The sequence below is a fragment of the Novosphingobium sp. P6W genome (genome assembly GCF_000876675.2).
Classification (GTDB): Bacteria; Pseudomonadota; Alphaproteobacteria; order Sphingomonadales; family Sphingomonadaceae; genus Novosphingobium.
The window spans coordinates 1,149,431-1,167,500 of sequence record NZ_CP030352.1 but is presented as its reverse complement, the minus strand read 5'-3'; the positions used below and the strand labels follow the sequence as shown (position 1 = coordinate 1,167,500).

At 65.9% G+C, this 18,070-nt stretch carries 23 protein-coding genes (1 of these 23 only partly in view); 11 read left to right on the top strand and 12 right to left on the bottom strand.

From position 1 onward, the window contains the following. From TQ38_RS05640 to TQ38_RS05625, 4 genes are all read left to right on the top strand, one after another. Positions 1 to 767, top strand: the 3' portion of a protein-coding gene (locus TQ38_RS05640; protein ID WP_240197972.1) for an oligosaccharide flippase family protein. Its footprint begins 751 nt before the window's first position; only the last 767 of its 1,518 coding nucleotides appear in the window; its start codon lies beyond the left edge, outside the window; it ends in the stop codon at positions 765 to 767. After that, complete coding sequence (locus TQ38_RS05635; RefSeq protein ID WP_043976871.1) at positions 767 to 1,909, top strand: hypothetical protein; 1,143 nt, start codon at positions 767 to 769, stop codon at positions 1,907 to 1,909. The genes TQ38_RS05640 and TQ38_RS05635 overlap by 1 nt, the downstream gene beginning before the upstream one ends. Before the next feature lie 115 nt (positions 1,910 to 2,024). Next, positions 2,025 to 2,936: an aspartyl protease family protein gene (locus TQ38_RS05630; protein WP_043976869.1), complete on the top strand. Its 912-nt coding sequence runs from the start codon at positions 2,025 to 2,027 to the stop codon at positions 2,934 to 2,936. 81 nt (positions 2,937 to 3,017) lie between these two features. Continuing rightward, positions 3,018 to 4,838 carry an ABC transporter ATP-binding protein/permease gene (locus TQ38_RS05625; RefSeq protein WP_043976867.1) on the top strand — a complete coding sequence of 607 codons (1,821 nt, stop codon included), beginning with the start codon at positions 3,018 to 3,020 and terminating at the stop codon, positions 4,836 to 4,838. A 4-nt stretch (positions 4,839 to 4,842) separates the two neighbouring features. Here TQ38_RS05625 and TQ38_RS05620 read toward each other — a convergent pair whose 3' ends face one another. Continuing rightward, positions 4,843 to 5,127: a hypothetical protein gene (locus TQ38_RS05620; RefSeq protein ID WP_162792213.1), complete on the bottom strand. Its 285-nt coding sequence runs from the start codon at positions 5,125 to 5,127 to the stop codon at positions 4,843 to 4,845. Positions 5,128 to 5,354: 227 nt separating this feature from the next. Between TQ38_RS05620 and TQ38_RS05615 the strand changes: the two genes are divergently transcribed. Beyond that, positions 5,355 to 5,561: a hypothetical protein gene (locus TQ38_RS05615; RefSeq protein ID WP_043976864.1), complete on the top strand. Its 207-nt coding sequence runs from the start codon at positions 5,355 to 5,357 to the stop codon at positions 5,559 to 5,561. Here TQ38_RS05615 and TQ38_RS05610 read toward each other — a convergent pair. The 6 genes from TQ38_RS05610 to TQ38_RS05585 form a co-directional block, all read right to left on the bottom strand. Next, positions 5,554 to 5,754, bottom strand: a complete 201-nt coding sequence (locus TQ38_RS05610; protein WP_007683556.1) for a DUF1737 domain-containing protein — start codon at positions 5,752 to 5,754, stop codon at positions 5,554 to 5,556. The genes TQ38_RS05615 and TQ38_RS05610 overlap by 8 nt on opposite strands. A gap of 24 nt (positions 5,755 to 5,778) precedes the next feature. After that, on the bottom strand, positions 5,779 to 6,465 hold the full coding sequence (locus TQ38_RS05605; protein ID WP_240197971.1) for a phytanoyl-CoA dioxygenase family protein: 687 nt from the start codon (positions 6,463 to 6,465) through the stop codon (positions 5,779 to 5,781). Further along, a complete protein-coding gene (locus TQ38_RS05600; RefSeq protein ID WP_043976861.1) occupies positions 6,462 to 6,860 on the bottom strand; it encodes a GFA family protein in 399 nt (132 codons plus the stop codon). Before TQ38_RS05600 ends, TQ38_RS05605 begins: the two co-directional genes overlap by 4 nt. Before the next feature lie 109 nt (positions 6,861 to 6,969). Beyond that, positions 6,970 to 8,268, bottom strand: a complete 1,299-nt coding sequence (gene hslU / locus TQ38_RS05595; RefSeq protein ID WP_043976954.1) for an ATP-dependent protease ATPase subunit HslU — start codon at positions 8,266 to 8,268, stop codon at positions 6,970 to 6,972. Between the two features lie 11 nt (positions 8,269 to 8,279). Then, the gene (hslV, locus tag TQ38_RS05590; RefSeq protein WP_043976859.1) at positions 8,280 to 8,867 is read right to left on the bottom strand and encodes an ATP-dependent protease subunit HslV; all 588 of its coding nucleotides are present in this window, start codon (positions 8,865 to 8,867) and stop codon (positions 8,280 to 8,282) included. Between the two features lie 58 nt (positions 8,868 to 8,925). Continuing rightward, positions 8,926 to 9,432, bottom strand: coding sequence for an outer membrane protein assembly factor BamE (locus tag TQ38_RS05585; RefSeq protein WP_043976857.1), 507 nt, complete (start codon positions 9,430 to 9,432; stop codon positions 8,926 to 8,928). Positions 9,433 to 9,606: 174 nt separating this feature from the next. On the opposite strand from TQ38_RS05585, the gene TQ38_RS05580 reads away from it, so the two are divergent. From TQ38_RS05580 to TQ38_RS05570, 3 genes are all read left to right on the top strand, one after another. Continuing rightward, the gene (locus tag TQ38_RS05580; RefSeq protein ID WP_043976951.1) at positions 9,607 to 10,134 is read left to right on the top strand and encodes a ubiquinol-cytochrome C chaperone family protein; all 528 of its coding nucleotides are present in this window, start codon (positions 9,607 to 9,609) and stop codon (positions 10,132 to 10,134) included. Next, positions 10,131 to 10,673 (top strand): DUF177 domain-containing protein, encoded by a 543-nt coding sequence (locus TQ38_RS05575; RefSeq protein ID WP_043976855.1) that lies wholly within the window; start codon positions 10,131 to 10,133, stop codon positions 10,671 to 10,673. Before TQ38_RS05580 ends, TQ38_RS05575 begins: the two co-directional genes overlap by 4 nt. Positions 10,674 to 10,802: 129 nt before the next feature. Then, positions 10,803 to 11,807, top strand: a complete 1,005-nt coding sequence (locus tag TQ38_RS05570; RefSeq protein ID WP_052505829.1) for an endonuclease/exonuclease/phosphatase family protein — start codon at positions 10,803 to 10,805, stop codon at positions 11,805 to 11,807. Between the two features lie 22 nt (positions 11,808 to 11,829). Here the strand turns inward: TQ38_RS05570 and ssb are convergent, their stop codons facing one another. From ssb to TQ38_RS05545, 5 genes are all read right to left on the bottom strand, one after another. Then, positions 11,830 to 12,405, bottom strand: a complete 576-nt coding sequence (ssb, locus tag TQ38_RS05565; RefSeq protein WP_043976854.1) for a single-stranded DNA-binding protein — start codon at positions 12,403 to 12,405, stop codon at positions 11,830 to 11,832. A gap of 80 nt (positions 12,406 to 12,485) precedes the next feature. Continuing rightward, entirely contained in the window at positions 12,486 to 14,330 is a 1,845-nt protein-coding gene (locus tag TQ38_RS05560) for a ferrous iron transporter B (RefSeq protein WP_043976853.1), read from the bottom strand. After that, entirely contained in the window at positions 14,327 to 14,581 is a 255-nt protein-coding gene (locus tag TQ38_RS05555; RefSeq protein WP_043976851.1) for a FeoA family protein, read from the bottom strand. Before TQ38_RS05555 ends, TQ38_RS05560 begins: the two co-directional genes overlap by 4 nt. 191 nt (positions 14,582 to 14,772) lie before the next feature. After that, positions 14,773 to 15,429, bottom strand: coding sequence for a COQ9 family protein (locus TQ38_RS05550; RefSeq protein ID WP_043976849.1), 657 nt, complete (start codon positions 15,427 to 15,429; stop codon positions 14,773 to 14,775). A 10-nt stretch (positions 15,430 to 15,439) separates the two neighbouring features. Next, entirely contained in the window at positions 15,440 to 16,081 is a 642-nt protein-coding gene (locus TQ38_RS05545; RefSeq protein WP_082057786.1) for an ankyrin repeat domain-containing protein, read from the bottom strand. Between the two features lie 77 nt (positions 16,082 to 16,158). Between TQ38_RS05545 and TQ38_RS05540 the strand changes: the two genes are divergently transcribed. Genes TQ38_RS05540 through TQ38_RS05530 form a run of 3 tightly spaced genes read left to right on the top strand, consistent with a single transcriptional unit; the run spans position 16,159 to position 18,043 of the window. Further along, complete coding sequence (locus tag TQ38_RS05540) at positions 16,159 to 16,776, top strand: SCO family protein (protein ID WP_043976848.1); 618 nt, start codon at positions 16,159 to 16,161, stop codon at positions 16,774 to 16,776. After that, positions 16,764 to 17,312: a YcgN family cysteine cluster protein gene (locus TQ38_RS05535; protein WP_043976847.1), complete on the top strand. Its 549-nt coding sequence runs from the start codon at positions 16,764 to 16,766 to the stop codon at positions 17,310 to 17,312. The genes TQ38_RS05540 and TQ38_RS05535 overlap by 13 nt, the downstream gene beginning before the upstream one ends. A gap of 5 nt (positions 17,313 to 17,317) precedes the next feature. After that, positions 17,318 to 18,043 carry a M48 family metallopeptidase gene (locus TQ38_RS05530; protein ID WP_043976846.1) on the top strand — a complete coding sequence of 242 codons (726 nt, stop codon included), beginning with the start codon at positions 17,318 to 17,320 and terminating at the stop codon, positions 18,041 to 18,043. Positions 18,044 to 18,070 lie beyond the last annotated feature (27 nt).

The window sequence follows — 18,070 nt, the reverse complement described above, 5'->3', positions numbered from 1 at the left end:
ACAGCCGTGCGGCCAGCCTTTCCGACCAGTTCCGCACGCTGATCTCGGGCGCTATCGGCAGTGTCTTTTTCCCGGCCTTCGCGCGTATCCGCGACCGGGGCGAAGACCTCGGCCCGCCCTATCTGCGGGTCTGCGCGGGGTATTCGGCGGTGGTATGGCCCGGCATGGCAGGCCTTGCGCTGGCGGCCGAGCCGATCGTGCGCCTGCTCTACGGTGAGAACTGGATGGGCGTCGCCCCGCTGCTGACGATGATCTCGCTGACCGAGATTCTGCTCGTCGCGCTTCCGCTGGTCAGCGACATACCGATCCTGCTCGGCAAGATGAACCGCCTGCTGGCCTACAACGTCGCCGACACAGTGCTTTCGCTGATCCTGCTTGCGGGCGGCGCATGGCTGGGCGGCGTCGAGGGAGCGGCGGCATCGCGGCTTGTCTATGCGGTGGGCTGGCTGGCGATCTATGCCGGGTTCATGCACCACCTCGTCCGGTTCGACGTGCGCGGCCTGTTCGCCATCTATATGCGTAGCGCGCTGGCGACCGTCGCCGCGATCGTACCGCTCGCGCTGGTCTATGCCTTCTGGGCGGGACCGGCCAGCATCGGCTTCCCGGCGCTGCTTGTCGCCGTGGCGCTGGGGGGGCTGTGCTGGTTTGCCGCGCTGGCCGTGCTACGCCACCCTGCTCTCGACGAAATCCTGGGCATGGCCTGTGCCCTGCCGCCGCTGCGCCCGCTGGCCGCGCGGCTTCGTCCGCACCTTGCCGGAAAGATTTGATGACCCCGCTTTCGACCTGCCGCATCGCTGCTGACAGCCCGGTCCGGCGCGTGCCCCCTCGCCCACCAGAACTGCGTAATTCCGCCTATGCGGGGCAGTTCGACTGGGACACGCTGTTCTACGACGTTTACCGCGTTGGGCGCCGCGTGGTGTTCCAGGGCCCTCCCCTGCTGAACCTGCGCGAACCGGCAGAGCAAAGCGGCTACTTCGCAAAACGCCTGCACGGCCTGTTTCCCCGCGCGCGCCTGATCGAGCGCAACCGCAGCAGCGAATACTGGGTGCGCGAGGATGCCGACCGCATCGTCCTCGACGGACCGCTCGGCCATTACGAGATCGCCGTCCAGCCCAACCTGAGCGCGCGCTTCGCCGGGCGGCGGGTGCTGCACACGCTTTCGCGCAACAACGACATCGCCTGGATACTCGACTGGGTGCGCTTCTACGTCGCCGTGCACGGCGCCGACGCAGTGCTGCTCTACGACAACGGCTCGACCGACTATGCCTCAGACGACCTGCGCGCTTCCCTGTGCGAAGCCTTCCCCGCCCTCGTCACCGAGGTGGTGGACTGGCCGTTTGCCTATGGCCCGCAAGGGGGCATGGCCGGAGCGGTGGACGGCGCGGAAACGCCCTGGGATTCAGATTACTGCCAGACCGGCTCGCTCCAGCACGCGCGGTTCCGCTTTCTGGGCGAGGCGCGCAGCGTGCTCAATGTCGATATCGACGAACTGGTGCTGTCCCCCCAAAACACATCGATCTTCGCGGCGACCGAGCAAAGCCGGCGCGGCTTCATCAAGTTCGAAGGTCGCTGGGTAAGCGCCACCACGCCACACGCGGTGCCGCGCGGACAAGGCCTGCACGGCGATTTCTGGCTGCGCGACGCCGCGGAAACCGACGAATGCCCGCCCAAGTGGTGCGCGGTGCCGCGCAAGGCGAACCGCGTGAAGCATTGCTGGTCCGTCCACAACCTGTTCGGCGCGCGGGCCAACCGGCGGATATCTTCCGAATTCGCCTACGCCCACATGCGCGGCATCTCGCAAGGCTGGAAAGAGAACCGCTGGGACGCGGTCGACCATGACCCGGCCCGCTTCACCCCCGACGAACCCTTGCGCGCGGCCTTTGTGAAAGCCGGAATGCTGCGCGAATAGGTACTGTCTGTCAGCGCACGATCGTTGCACAAATTATAGTGCTTCGCGTAATTTCGTGATAGATTTCCTCCAGCGATAAGAAACAGGCGAGGCCGCACCTCGCCGGGAGGATGCGATGTCGGGAATAAGCCTGGCCCTGGCGATGCTGATCGCCAACCCCGTGATCCTGGGCGCTACGCCCGGCCCGATCACCGGCCCCGAAACGCCCGCCGACACGGTGCAGGCCGAAATGGATCTGCATGCCCGCATGACCATCGACGTCGCGGTCCACGGCCTTGGGCCCTACCGCTTCCTGATCGACACGGGCTCGCAGCGCACGGTCGTCTCCACCGCGCTTGCCGGAAAACTGGGCCTCGCGATGGGACCTCAGGTGCGCGTCGTCGGCATTGCCGGAGTGCACGACGTCGCCACCGCGCAGATCGATTCCATCGATATCGGGCCGCGCTCGTTCTACGATCTCACCGTGCCGCTGCTGGAACGGCAGAACATGGGCGCCGACGGCATTCTGGGCACCGACAGCCTGCAACACCAACGCGTGCTGCTGGACTTTGCCCACAACACCATCAGCATCGGCGATCCGAAGGAGCTTGGCGGAAGACGCGATTTCGAGATCATCGTCCAGGCCAAGCGGCGCTCGGGCCGCCTGATCCTGACCGACGCGATGATCGACGGCGTGCGGACCGACGTGGTTATCGACACCGGGGCCAGCGGTACCGTGGGCAACCGCGCGCTGCAACGCACGCTTGCCCGCAAATCGCGTTCTCAGGACAGGATGACAGGCACGCTCGCCAGCGTCACGGGCCAGGAATTGCCGGTCGACCTTGCCGTGGCCGGGAAGCTGGAACTGGGCCATATCGGCGTGGCCAACGTCCTGATCGCCTATGCCGATGCGCCCGCCTTTCGCGAACTCAAGCTGGACAAGCGCCCGGCGATTTTCCTCGGGATGAGGGAGCTGCGCGCCTTCAAACGGATCGCCATCGATTTCTCGACGCGCAAGGTGCTGTTCGACTTGGTCGAGCCCCAATGATCGCCGCCCCGTTGTGAGGCAGGCCGACGTTCCCCGCCGTTTCCCGATTGTTTCAGCCCGCGTCTTCCCTACATAGCGCCGATGCCTCCAGATACCGCAGTTTCCGATTCCACCGCACGCCATGACGGCTGGCGCACCCTCCTGCGCTTCATGCCTTACCTCTGGCCCGAGAATGACCGGGGCCTGCGGTGGCGGATCATCTGGGCATGCGTATTCATCCTGCTGTCCACGGGCACGCAGCTGGTGCTGCCTTACCTGATGAAGTGGGCGGTCGACCTGATGGGCACGACCGGCCCCAAACTGCTGCAACTCGCGATGCTGGTCGTACTGGGCTATGCTGCGGGGCGCCTGCTGCAGACCCTGTTCGACAACCTGCGCAACATCGTGTTCGAGCGGGTTGGCCAGGACGCCACCCGCGCGCTGGCGGAGAATGTCTTCGGCCAGCTGCACCGCCTGTCCTTGCGCTTCCATCTGGCGCGCCGCACCGGCGAGGTCACCAAGACCATCGAGCGCGGCACCAAGAGCATCGACACGATGCTCTACTTCATGCTCTTCAACATCGCCCCGACCATCCTGCAGCTGCTGGTGGTGGGCGTGATCTTCTACATCAACTTCGGCCCCGGGCTGGTCATCGCCACCGCCGTCGCCATCGCCGTCTACATCTGGGTGACGCGCACGATCACCGAGTGGCGCTCCAAGCTGCGCGAACAGATGAACCGGCTCGACGGGCAGGCCCTGTCGCGCGCCGTCGATTCGCTGCTGAACTACGAGACGGTGAAATACTTCTCCGCCGAAGCGCGCGAGGCAGACCGCTATGCGCAGGCCACCCGCGCCTACGCCGTGGCCGCGGTGAAGAGCGAGAACTCGCTGGGCATGCTCAACATCGTGCAGGGCGTGGTCATCAACCTGCTGATGGCCGGCGCCCTCGGGTGGACGGTGTGGGGCTGGTACAAGGGCCAGTACACTGCGGGTCAGCTGGTCTTCGTCCAGACGTATCTCACGCAGTTGTTCCGCCCGCTCGACATGCTCGGCATGGTCTATCGCACCATCCGCCAGGGCCTGATCGACATGGCCGAGATGTTCCGCCTGCTCGACACCGCCGTCGAGGTACCCGACGCCCCCGGCGCCCCGGCACTGATGATCCGCCAGCCCTCCATCGTCTTCGACAATGTCGTGTTCGGCTATGACCCCGACCGCACGATCCTGCACGGCCTGTCCTTCGAAGTGCCGGCCGGAGAGGCTTTCGCGGTCGTCGGCCCTTCGGGCGCGGGCAAGTCCACCCTCGCTCGGCTGCTGTTCCGGTTCTACGATCCGCAATCGGGCCGCATCCTGATCGACGGGCAGGATATCGCGCAAGTGACGCAGGCCTCACTGCGTGCCGCGATCGGCATCGTGCCGCAGGACTCGGTGCTGTTCAACGACACCATCGGCTACAACATCGGCTATGGCCGTGACGGTGCCGGCGCGGAGGAGATCGACGCCGCCGCACGAGGTGCGGCGCTGACCGGCCTGATCGAACGCCTGCCCAAGGGCCTCGCCACCGAAGTGGGCGAGCGCGGGCTGAAGCTGTCGGGCGGTGAGAAGCAGCGCGTGGCCATCGCCCGCACCCTGGTCAAGAACCCGCCGATCCTGATCCTAGACGAAGCCACCAGCGCGCTGGACACCCGCACCGAGCAAGACATCCTGGCGACGCTGCACCGCGTGGCCGAGCACCGCACATCGCTGTCGATCGCGCATCGCCTTTCGACGATCGCCGATGCGAACCGGATTCTCGTGCTGAACGAGGGCCGCCTCGCCGAAAGCGGCACTCACGCGCAGTTGCTGCGCCGGGAAGGTCTCTACGCCGAAATGTGGATGCGCCAGGCAGCAGAAGCCGAAGCGATGACCGAGGCGGCGGAGTGAGCCGTCAGTACCCCGCCGTTTCGCATAGCGAATCCAGCTTCAGCATCCTGGCATCGTCGGCGCCGTATTTCTCGCGCAGCGCGGGGCGGTTATCGCAGAAGCGCTTCTGGCGGGCGATATCCTGAGGCGTCAGCGCGGCGGGTCTGGCCGCCTGAGCAGTCTGTCTTTCACGCTGCCGCCGCGCCTGTTCCTCCATGCGCGAACGGTTGAAGATGCCCTCCGCCGCTTGTCCGGGGGAAATGATCGGAGCGATATCCTGCGCCGCAAGCGGCGCCGCGGGGGCAGTCATGACCAATAGGGCCATCATCCTGCGGAACATGGTGTTCTCCCAAGTCTGATGTGCGAAACATCGGCAGGCTGACTAACCATCCACGAGGGAACAACCCGAAACCCTGCAGGCCGTGCGGCAATCGCGGCGAAGCTTGCAGGCGCACATACCGGCGGCGCTGGCGGGAACCGGCGCCCCGCTCGGCTGTTTGGCTTGATGACACTATCGTTGCCAGAGGTTCCAGACCAATGAAGCCGTTTCTGGTGGGTATTGGCTCGCTTATGCTGGCCGCCAGCCCGCTCGCTGCCATTCCGATCGCCGTGCCGTCGCAGTCAACATCTGCGGAGGACGGGCAGGAACCGCCGACAATAATCGCCGACGCCGCCCGGGATTCCCGCGCTCTGCGGGATATCCAGACAGAAACGAAGCAGCAGCCGGATCAGGCCATCACTTGACCACGTCGGCTTCGTGCCAGACTACGGCCTGCGCCGCCTTCATGCAATTTTCCGCCGTGTCCCAGGCGAGTGTCGGTGAACCGTAAAGGCGCCATCCCTGCGCCAGTGCCTCGGACACCCGCTCGCAAAAGGCGCGGTCGTCCGCGCCGGTGAGAAGGCGATATACTGGGCGATCTTCAGGCGTCTGGTACATTGCAGGATGTTCCTCAATCCGATGTCAGATGCCTAGCCACTCCAGCCCCGCTGGCAAGTCCCCCCTCGCATAATCCACCTGCAACACCCGCCGCCGCCTGCCGGGCCGTGCGGCATTCGAGGCATGCAGCACCGGGGTGCGATAGACCCAGACATCCCCCATCTCCGCAAGGCAGGCATGGACCGTCAACCCGGCCGCCACGCCGTCCACCTCCGCAGCAGGCACCCGGCCAAGGCGGTGCGATCCCGCCGCAATGAGCAGAGGCGCATTATCCGTGTCCACCGGATCGAGATGGATACGCACGGTCAACATCGCCTCAATCAGGGCAAAAGGCGGCTCGACATGAGTGATCCCCTGCTTGACCGACCAAGGGCCAAAGCCGTCCGCTTCGGCAACTGCGCGCACCGCGATGGTGCGGTCCTGATGCCAGCCCAGCGCCCAATCCGCGCGGTCGTTCTTGTCGAAAAGCACTGCCCTGACCGGCCGGGCATCTGGCCCGAGGACAAGGCAGACAGCGCCACCGACTGGCCCCGCCTGCCCCAGCAACCGCGCAAGGCCGGGATCGCCCGCGATACGTACCCCGGCGCGCCCGTCTGGCCATTTTGCAAGGACGGCCTCGAAATCGGAAAGCTGCGCACACGCCAGGCGCGGGTAAAGGCATGCGCCGTCCCGGTCCAGTTCCAGCCGGGCCAGGACGGTGCTTTCACTCACCCCGGAAAACGCTCGAACTCGGGCAAAGCCGCGAGGTCCTTCATCCAGCCGAGCCGTTCGGCCACCTGGATCTGCACCTGAGGCGACAGGGCGTCAGGATCGTCGAGCGTCGCGACCTGGATGTCGACGAGGCCCGGCAGGTACTCCTCGTTGACGAAATAGAGCCCGGTTCCGCATGTCGCGCAGAAATGGCGCATGGACGCCCCGCTTGAATTGTAGACCGCTGCTGCTCCCTTGGTCAGCACGAACTCGGCAGTCTTGAACGCCCCCCACGCCACGGTCGGCGCCCCGGTCGACTTGCGACAATCGCTGCAATGACACAGCGCGACGTGCTCAGGCTCACCCTCGACGCTGTAGCGCACCGCGCCGCACTGGCATCCACCTTCAAGTTTCACTGCGATTCTCCTTCCCCCGAAGCCTAGCCTACTTATAAGAACATTCAATGAACAAAAAAGGCGCGAGCATCACGCCCGCGCCCTCTTCACCCGTGACCGGAAAATGCCGTTACAGGATGTACTTCGACAGGTCCGCGTTGCTGGCCAGGCCTTCCAGCTTGGCGCGCACATAGGCTTCGTCGATCGTCACCGTCTCGCCCTTGCGATCCTCGGCCTCGAAGCTGAGTTCTTCCAGCAGCTTTTCCATCACCGTCTGCAAGCGGCGGGCACCGATGTTCTCGACGCTTTCGTTGACCTGCGCGGCAATGCGGGCGACTTCGCGGATCGCGTCCGCGGTCACTTCTATGGTCACTTCCTCAGTGCCGAGCAGCGCCTTGTACTGCGCGATGAGGTTGGCGCGGGTTTCAGACAGGATCCGCACGAAGTCCTCCTCGGTCAGCGCCTGCAGCTCGACCCGGATCGGCAGGCGGCCCTGAAGTTCGGGCAGCATGTCGCTGGGCTTGGCGACGTGGAAGGCGCCGCTGGCGATGAAAAGGACGTGGTCGGTCTTCATCGGGCCGTACTTGGTGGCGACGGTGGTGCCTTCGATCAGCGGCAGCAGGTCGCGCTGCACGCCTTCACGGCTGACCGAACCGCCGCGCACGTCGGACACGGCGATCTTGTCGATCTCGTCGAGAAAAACGATGCCGTTGGCCTCCGCGTTCGACAGCGCAACGCGGGCGACGTCGTCCTGGTCCATGCGCTTTTCCGACTCTTCGTCGACCAGCTTGTCCCAGGCGTCAGGCACCTTCATCTTGCGCCGCTTCATGCGGCTGCCGCCCATCTTGCCCATGATGTCCGACAGATTGATCATGCCGACCGAACCGCCCATGCCAGGGATCTCCATCGGCGAGGACGGGCTGTCCTCGACCTCTAGTTCCACCTCGGTGTCGTTCATGGCGTTTTCGGTGATGCGCTGGTGGAAGGCGGCGCGGGTGGCTTCGGAAGCTCCATCGCCGACAAGCGCGTTGAGCAGGCGGTCCATCGCCGCCTTGCTGGCTGCCTCGCGCACCGATTCGCGGCGGCGTTCCTTTTCCAGCCGGATCGCTTCTTCGACGAGATCGCGAGCGATCTGCTCCACATCGCGGCCGACATAGCCGACTTCGGTGAACTTGGTCGCTTCCACCTTCACGAAAGGCGCGTCGGCCAGCTTCGCCAGGCGGCGGCTGATCTCGGTCTTGCCGCAGCCGGTCGGGCCGATCATCAGGATGTTCTTGGGGGTTACCTCGTCGCGCAGGTCCGCATCGAGGTGCTGGCGGCGCCAGCGGTTGCGCAGCGCGACGGCGACGGCCTTCTTGGCGTCGTTCTGGCCGATGATATGCGCATCCAGCGCAGCAACGATCGCCTTGGGGGTGAGATTGTCGTTCATGGTGGTCACCCTCAGACCGTCTCGACCGTCACGCGGTCGTTGGTGAAGACGCAGATGTCGGCGGCGACCTGCATGGCCTTGCGCGCGATCGTCTCGGCGTCTTCCTCGTAAGCGTCGATGGCGCGGGCAGCGGCCAGCGCATAATTGCCGCCCGAGCCGATCGCGGTGATCTGGCTGTGGGCGCCGCCTTCGGGTTCAAGCACGTCGCCATTGCCGGTGAGCACCAGCAGCGTCTCGGCATCGGCGACGATCATCAGGGCTTCGAGATTGCGCAGGTATTTGTCGGTGCGCCAGTCCTTGGCGAGTTCGACGGCGGAGCGCATCAGCTGGCCGCGATGCTGTTCCAGCTTGCGTTCCAGGCGCTCGAAAAGGGTGAAGGCGTCGGCGGTCGCGCCGGCGAAACCGGCAATGACCTTGCCAGCACCATTCTCGTCATGGGCACCGATACGCCGCACCTTGCGCGCGTTCGGCTTCATGACGGTGTTGCCCATGGAAACCTGACCGTCACCGGCGATGACGGTCTTGCCGCCCTTTCGCACACCGATGATGGTCGTACCGTGCCACTCGATCAGGCCGTGGCTAGCCCCGTTGCTGTTCATGCCGGGGATATATGACGGTGGCTGCAAGGTTCAAGTCGCAACCACCAGATCACCCGGATCAGCTGCCGTTCGGGCCGGGACCCTGCGGTGCGGCGCCCGAGCCGCCACCGGCGCCAACCGCACCGATATTGCCGAACAGATCTTCCAGCAGGCTGCGGTGACGGCCCAGCGTGGGCGTGGTGTGGCCGTCGGGGCTGATGCTCGCGACCTGCTCGATGCCGCGCTTGTCGACGCCGGCGACGTTGCCGGCGGGATCGAAGCGCACGCGCATCACCGTCTGCTCCGCAGTACGGGCGCGGCGGAAGGGCGGGGTCTTCACGGTCTGCGAGACGTAGTACCAGTCCTTCTGGCCGAACTGGCTTTCGAAGGTCGGGCGGCCGAGGGTCTTTTCCACCGACATGCGGTTGTCGATGCCGGGCTGGACCGAATCGATCAGCGCCTGGTCGATCAGGTAGCCGCGATGGTCGCTGACCGACGTGCAGCCGCCCGTCAGCACGACAAGCGCCGCAGCCATGCCTGCCACGGCGAGCTTCGCCCCATTAGCCTTGAGGCTCACCTTGCGCATTTCAACACTCCAAAACGTAAGGCAGAACGGCACCGGCCATTGCCAGCAGCCACCAGACCCATATATCGCCCAATGGCCTTAAGGCCCCTGATGCGCCCGCGCAATGGGCGTTGGGGCCGACCGCTTGAATTGCCGCTGAACGAATATGCCCCGAACGAAAGGCCTACCTCGCCCGTGTCCCTGATCTCCCGCCTGCTCGGCAAGCGTTCCGATACCCGCGGCGCAGTGCGCCCGCTGTGGCACCGCGTGGTCGAGATCGCCCGCGAAAAACCCTGGTATGCGGCAGGCGGCATTGCCGACACGGTGCCGGGCCGCTTCGATGCCGTAACGCTGGTCCTGGCGCTCGTCATGTTGCGCATGGAGCGCGACAAGGCGGCCGATGATGCACTGATCGAACCTTCCGTGCGGCTGACCGAATTGTTCGTCGAGGACATGGACGGCCAGCTGCGCCAGTCGGGCGTGGGCGATCTGGGCGTGGGCAAGCGCATGGGCAAGCTGATGAGCGTGCTGGGCGGGCGCATCGGTGCGCTTCGCGAAGCCCTGCCGCTGGACGATACGGCGCTGATCGCCGTGCTGGACCGCAACGTAACCCTCACCGAAAAGGCGGACAGGACGCACCTAGCCGCGCAAGTACGCGCCCTCCACGCGCAGTTGGACGCGCTTTCGGACGAAGATATCATGAACGCCAGGATCGAACGATGAGCGACACACCCATTTCCGCCGCCGGGCCCCGGCCCGAATTCTCCCTCTCGCTCGACGTGCGCCAGGCCGAAGGCAAGGCCCCGCACCTCGAAGCAGGCGAGGCCGAACGCGCTGCCATCGCCAAGCGCTTTTCGCTGGTGCGGATCGACCGGCTGGTAGCCGACCTCGAACTTCACCGGCAGGACCGCGTGGTCGAGGCGCGCGGGCGCTTGCAGGCGGACTTCGTGCAGTCCTGCGCCGTCTCGGCCGAGGATATGGACGTTTCGGTCGACGAGCCGCTCTATTTTCGGTTCGTGCCGGAAACCACCATCTACTCGCCCGACGAGGAAGTGGAACTGAGCGCGGAGGACTACGACGAGATCGAATATTCCGGCACCCACTTCGATATCGGCGAGGCGGTGACGCAGAGCCTGGGGCTGGCGATCGACCCGTTCCTTACCGGCCCCGATGCCGATACCGCGCGCAATACCGTCATGGGCAAGGCAGAAGACCAGGGGCCGTTCGCCGCCCTCAAAGGCCTGAAGCTGGACAAGGGCTGAGGGCTCCGGGCTCCGGCGGTTTTCGCAAACCGCCACAAGACTTTCACGCCGCCGCAATAGCAGTTTCACACGAGCCCCCTAGAGGCCTGCGTAGCGACCATGCTGCGAAGTCCGGGGGGATCGACTCGCGTGAAGCACCTGACCAAGATGTCCATTGCGGGGGCCGCGGCCCTCATCGTCCTGAACATGTCGCGCCCGTCTCCGGCGGCAGCGCCCGAATGGCCTGTCGCCGCCGTGCGGGACGACGGGGTCCTCTCGGTGATGACCTTCAACGTCAAGGGCCTGCCCTTCCCGCTGGCCCACGGCCGCGCCGAGGCGCTTTCCGAGATCGCCGAGCGGCTGCGCAAGCTGCGCCGCTCGGGCCGGCAACCCGACGTGATCGTGCTGCAGGAAGCCTTCATTCCCGAAGCGAAGGAGATCGCCCGGCGCGCAGGCTATGCCCATGTCGCCATCGGCTCGGGCATTGACGATCCCGTGGCCGGAAGCCGCGACAAGGCCGACGACTTCGCCCACGAAGCGTCCTGGCTGCGCGGCGAGACGGTGGGTCGGTGGATCGACAGCGGGCTGGTTATCCTGTCCGATCATCCCATCGTCAAAACGCGGCGCATGGCATTTCCCGAGGGGATGTGCGCGGGCTTCGACTGCCTAGCGGCCAAGGGCGTGCTGGTGGCGTGGATCGCGGTGCCGGGGCGCGGCCGCCCCGTCGCCATCGCCGATACGCACTTCAATTCGCGCAAAGCCTCCGGCGTTGCGATCAAGCGGGCCAACACCGCTTTCGCCCGCCAGGCCAGCGCCGCACGCGCCTTCATCCGCGCCAACGTGGACGAAGGGACAGACCTGATTTTTGGCGGTGATTTCAACATCGGCAAGGATGAAGCGCGGATCGCGGCAGTGCGCGGTCTCGTCGCCGGAGGGCGCGAGGCGACGGAAAGCGTCGACTGCGCCGCCTGCTCGCCCGATCTTCAGGCAGACCTGGCGGCGATCCGCGATCGCGGCAAGGACAAGCTGTATTACCGCTCCGGCGCCAGGGGCGCGATGCGGCTGCGTGATCTGGAAGTACCCTTCGGCACGCGAAACGGCGCCGATACGCTGTCAGACCACATGGGCTACGTCGCCCGCTACACGTTCTCGTAGCGGGCGACCTGCAAGGGCTGGATCAGAACGGGATATCGTCGTCGAGATCGTCGCCGAAGCCGCCGCCCGACGAACCGCCGGTCTTGCCCCACTCGCTTCCGCCCGAGGAACCGCCGCCCGACGAGCCGCCGCTGCGGCCCCAGTCGTCGCCGCCCGACGAACGTCCGCCGCCCGAGGAACCACCTTCGTTCCAGCCGCCGCCACCGCCGCTGCGCTGGCCGCCAACACCACCACCGCCGCCGCCCTGGGCGCCGTCAAGCATGGTCAGCACGCCGCCGATGCCGCCTACCGAGACTTCGGTGGTGTAGCGGTCGTTACCGTTCTGGTCCTGCCACTTGCGGGTGCGCAGCTGGCCTTCGATGTAAACCTTGGAGCCCTTCTTCAGGAAGCGCTCGGCCACGCCGACGAGACCGTCGGACTGGAGCACGACCGAGTGCCACTCGGTACGCTCCTTGCGCTCTCCGGTGGCCTTGTCCTTCCAGGTTTCGGACGTGGCGATGCGCAAGTTGGCGATGCGCCCGCCGTTCTGGAACGACTTTACCTCGGGGTCGGCCCCCAGGTTGCCCACGATGATGACCTTGTTGACGCTGCCTGCCATGGGGAATCGCTTTCGTATCTGAATTTGGCGAACGGGGTAGCGAAAGGCGGTGGCCGGAGCGAGTCAGATGCGCCGGTTGTCTACAGCCCAGCCGCCACCGCGATCCAATAGGTCACGCCTGCCGATATATAAGCCAGCACGAACAGGTAGACGAGCATGAACGTCGGCCACTTCCAGCCATTGGTTTCGCGCCGGGTCACCGCGATCGTCGACATGCACTGCGGGGCGAAGACGAACCACGCCAGGAACGCCAGCGCCATCGGCAGCGTCCAGCGGGCCTTGAGCTGGTCCCCCAACTCCGCTGCCTGCTCGTCCTCGTTGTCACCGGCGTCGACCGCATAAGTCGTCGCCAACGAGGAAACCGCGACTTCGCGCGCGGCCATCGCCGGGATCAGGGCCAGGGCCATGTCGCGGTTGAAGCCGATCGGCTCGACCACCACGGCCAGCGCGCTGGCGACTTTGCCCGCGATCGAAGCATCGACCTGGCTTTCGCCCGGCCCGGCCTTCGGGAAGTTGAGCATCAGCCACAGCACCACGGTGACCATAAAGATGATCGTTCCGGCGCGTCGCAGGAAGATCCAGGCGCGCTGCCACAGGCCGATCGCCATGTCCTTGAGACGGGGCATCTGGTACTTGGGCATTTCCATGATGAAGCCCGAGGCCGCACCTTTGGTCATCGAACTGCGCATCAGCAGCGCTACCGCCATCGCCCCCAGCACACCGGCAAGGTACAGCACCAGAAGTACCAGGCCCTGAAGGCCCACGCCGGCACCGACATTGTTGTTGGGGATGAAGGCGGCGATGATGACCGCGTAGACCGGCAGGCGCGCCGAGCAGGTCATCATCGGCGCGATCAGGATCGTCGTCAGCCGGTCCTTGGGATCGGTGATGGAACGGGTCGCCATGATGCCGGGAATGGCGCAGGCGAAGCTGGACAGCAGCGGAATGAAGCTGCGCCCCGAAAGGCCCACGCCCGCCATCATCCGGTCCATCAGGAAGGCGGCGCGGGCCATGTAGCCCGAGGCTTCCATCGCCAGAATGAAGGCAAACAGGATGACGATCTGCGGCAGGAACACGATGACCGAACCGACGCCCGAGATCACGCCGTCCGTCAGGAGATCGCGCAGCAGGCTTTCCGGCAGAGTTGCCTTCACGGTATCGTGCAGCCAGCCTACACTGGCCTCCAGCGCATCGGCGAAAGGCGTTGCCCAGGCGAACACCGCCTGGAACACCACGAACAGGATGCCCAGCAGGATCAGCGGGCCCAGCCACGGGTTGAGCAGCAGGCGATCAAGGCTGGCATGCAGGCGGTACTGCCGGGATTCGGACAGGATCGCGGCGCCCGCCATGGCGTGGGCGGCAACGCGGCGCTCGGTCGGTCCGATGTCGGTCAGGCCGGGGCCGGCACGGCGCTCCCCCGCATTGGCGATCGCCTCGCCCAGTTCGGCCAGGCCGCGCCGGCGCACCGCCACGGTCGAGATCACGGGCACGCCCAGTTCCTCGGCCAGCACGGCAGGATCGAGCACCAGCCCGTCCCGTTCGGCCAGGTCCACCATGTTGAGCGCGATGACACTGGGCTTGCCCAGCGCCAGCACTTCCTGCGCGAACACGAGGTGCTGTTCCAGGTTCGAGGCATCGAGCACGATCACCAGCACATCGGGGATCGCCTCGCCCTCGAAGGCGCCGCGGATGACCTTGGAGGTCACTTCCTCGTCCGGGCTGGTCGGGTCGAGGCCGTAGGCGCCCGGAAGGTCGGTCATCTCCACCGGTTCGCCGGTGGGCAGCACGAAGCGGCCCGACTTGCGTTCGACGGTGACGCCCGGATAGTTCGCGATCTTCTGGCGGGCGCCGGTCAGGGCGTTGAACAGCGCGCTTTTGCCGGCATTGGGATTGCCGACCAGTGCGACTTTGCGTTGACGGCTCATTTACCAGTGCTTTCCAGGACTTCGACTTCCATGGCGGCGGCATGGGCGCGGCGCACGGCCACGGTCATACGGCCCACGGTGATGGCGATGGGATCGCGTCCGCCCAGGATGCCCCGGTGCGCGACGGAAATACGGGCCCCTTCCTCAAGCCCCAGCGCGCGCAGGCGCCGGGCTTCTTCCTGAACGAGAGCAGACCAGTCGACAGCGACAATGCGCGCGCCCTGGCCGATGGGAAGCAGGTCTAAGGTCATGGCGACGCGCTGCCAGATTACGCCGCAGTTTGCAACTGGATCGCATTAGCTGAAACGTGCGTTTGCCGGATCGCAAGCTTCGGGAAACACGGACGGCAAAGCGCGGGGTCGCACCGGGTTCACGCTCTGCCCGGCGCGGCCAACGATAGACGGGCGGTCCGCCTGCTCGGCAGCGGGCGGAACCGGGCGCCTTACCGCGCGGGGTAGCGCATCCGGCCCAGCAGGCGGGTCATGCTGAAACGCTCGTCCGGCTTGCGCAATAGCTGCGACTTGGCCTTTTCGAAGCGCATGATGCCCTGGATGCGGCGGTCGAGGAAAGCGCGCGTCTCGGCCTTGTCTTCGCTCTTGTCGCGGGCGAAGACGTGGAGCGTGGCGGCATAGATGCTGCCCAGGATCGCGCGCTTGGTGTAGTGGTTGTAATCGGTGGCCTTGTCACCGGCCAGCCGCCACATCGAATCCGCGCTGCGCCACCCCAGCCGCGTCGAAGCGGCGAGGTTCTGCGGCATCGCCATGATCGTGAGTGCGCGGATCAGCGCTTCCTCGCGTCCGGCGACGGCTTCGAGCCGGGCCCATACCAGCCGCTGAATACGTTCGCGGATCGGCTGGTTGGAAAGGGCGGCCGGCGTCACCGCGCCGACCATGGTCCAGTCGACATGGTCGATCCATGCCGTGATCATCGCCATGCCGCCGTCCCGAAAGGCGAAGGCGGCCAGTTCGGGATCGATCCCGGTTGCGGCGGCGGCCTGCGCCACAGCCTGCGCGGACCAGCCGTCGAAAACGGCGGCATCGGCGATGGCAGGCGCCAGTCGGCGGCGCAGTTCGTCGAGGGTTGCGGCATCTTGCGTCATGACCAAAGCCTCAGAACGTCGGGCCATAGACGGGCTTGGCCGACTTGACGTTCTTCTTCGCATAGCTGTCGATCGTGGCGAGCAGGTTCTGGCCGCCCCCTTCGAGCTTGGCGTAATCGCGCGCGCTGCGGCCGGAATTGTCGGAGCGGTCGGGATTGGCGCCGGCTTCGAGCAGCGCCTTCATCATGTTCGCATCCTTGCGGTGGACAGCGAAGATCAGCGGCGTCTCGCCCGCGTCGTTCGACGGATCGGGCGATGCCTTCTGTTCGAGCAGCACCGTCGCCCCTTCGCGCCAGCCCAGGTTCACGGCAAGTTCCAGCGCGGTGCGGCCGCGGTCGTCGGCGCCGTTGACGTTGGCGCCCTTGGCGATGAGATAGTTGAGCCAGGTCAGGTCGCGGCGGGCAGTGACGATGTGCAGCGCGGTTTCGCCGGTGGTTATGTCCTTGGAGTTCACGATCCCGGAGGACTTCATCAGCGCCTCCTCGACCTTGTCGCCTTCCTTCTTCTTCACCGCTTCGAGAAACTTGTAGCCATCCGAGAAATCGGCCCGCGCGGGCCCGGCGATCAGCAGGCTGGCCGCGAAAGCCGGGATGGCAACCTTCAGGACCGCGCGCGAGAGGGCTACCACACCGCGGATCGAAATCTTCAACACCTTGAATTTCCTCCAAGCACAGGATTTTCAGACACGGCCCCGCCACCCGCGCCTTGCATGGCGGCGTTTAGCAGGTCATGAACCGGCGCGCCATGACCTACCTTTTGCGCCGCTTCGCTTTCCTCGCACTCGGGCTTGCCCTTGCCGTGCCGCTTGCCGCCTGCCAGCAGCAGTCTTCGGCAGAGGCGCCGCCGCTGGAGGGTGCCGCCATCGGCGGGCCTTTCACGCTGGTCGACAAGAACGGCAAGACCGTGACCTGGGACCAGTTCAAGGGCCGCTGGCGGATCGTCTACTTTGGCTATACGTTCTGCCCCGATGCCTGCCCGCTCGACGTGCAGGCAATGATGCGCGGCTTCTCGCTGTTCGAAAAATCCCACGCCGCGCAGGCTGCCAAGGTCCAGCCGATCTTCATCACCATCGATCCCGCGCGCGATACGCCGCAGGTGGTCGGTGAATGGACCGCGGCCTTCGGCCCGCGCCTGCTGGGCCTGACCGGCAGCCCGGCACAGATCGACAAGGCGGCCAAGGCCTTCGCCTCCTATTATAAGAAGGGCGAGGAAACCCCCGGCGGTTACCTGATGGACCATAGCCGCATCGCCTTCCTGATGGACCCGGACGGCAAGCCTATCGCCATGCTGCCCATCGACAAGGGGCCCGAGGACGTCTCGGCCGAACTCGCCAAGTGGGTGAAGTGAACGCGCCTAAACCCTCCGCCAAGCCCTTCTGGGAGCGCCCTCTCGACCAGCTCAGCCGCGACGAGTGGGAAGCGCTGTGCGACGGCTGCGGCCAGTGCTGCCTGCACAAGGTCGAGGACGAGGACACCGGTGAGATCTATCACACCAACGTCGCCTGCAAGCTGCTCAATCTGAAGACCGCGCAGTGCAGCGATTACTCGAATCGCCGCAAGTTCGTGCCTGATTGCATGAAGCTGACGCCGGAGACGGCAGGCTCGCTTGCCTGGCTCCCGCCCAGCTGTGCCTACCGTCTGCGCGCCGACGGCGACCCGCTGCCCGAATGGCACTACCTGGTGAGCGGCGACCGCGATGCGGTGCACCGCGCCGGCATGTCGGTGGCCGGCAAGGTCATCTCCGAAACCGTGGCCGGTCCGCTGGAGAACCACATCGTCTGGCCCTACGGCGATGACGGCGACTTCGACGACAGCGACGACGACGATGACGACGACGAGGGCGACGCCCCCTGGGCAGTGCAGCCTCCGGGGCGGAAGGACTAGCCGCGATGCTCGACTGGCTGCGGCGCGACCCCAAGGACGAGGCCATCGTCGAAGTCGCGGGGCGGTATCTGCCGGTGGTGATCCGCCGACTGGAACGTGCGCGCCGCATGACCATGCGCCTCGCCCCCGATGGCAGCGAAGTGCGCATCTCGATCCCGCGCTGGACCCGCACCGCAGAGGCCCTGACTTTCGCGCAGAGCCGTCGTGAATGGCTCACCCGGCAACTTGAAGCCCTGCCCAGCGCCAATCCGGTGGCCGACGGCGCTTCTCTGACATTCCGGGGAGAAACGCTGGCCATCGTCCACGATCCGCTGGCCCCGCGCCGCCCGATCGTCACTCCGGGCGAACTGCGGGTAGGAGGCCCGTCCGATTCGCTCAGCCAGCGCCTCGCCCGCTGGCTTCAGGCAGAAGGGCGGGAACTGCTCGCCGCCGACCTGGCTGAATATTGCGAGCGCGCCGCCCAGCCCTGCCCCGCGCTGGGCCTGTCTAGCGCGCAGCGGCGCTGGGGATCGTGCGCGCACGATGGTTCGATCCGGATCAACTGGCGACTGGTCATGGCGCCGGACATGGTGCGCCGATCGGTGGTTGCGCACGAGGTCGCCCATCTCGTCCACTTCGATCACTCGCCGGCGTTCCATCACTGCCTCAAGACGATCTTCGAAGGGTCGGTGCATGAGGCCAATCGCTGGCTCAAGGCGAACGGCCGCACGCTCTATGTGCCGTTCGGGTAGATTTAGATGCCGTTAGGCACTAGATAG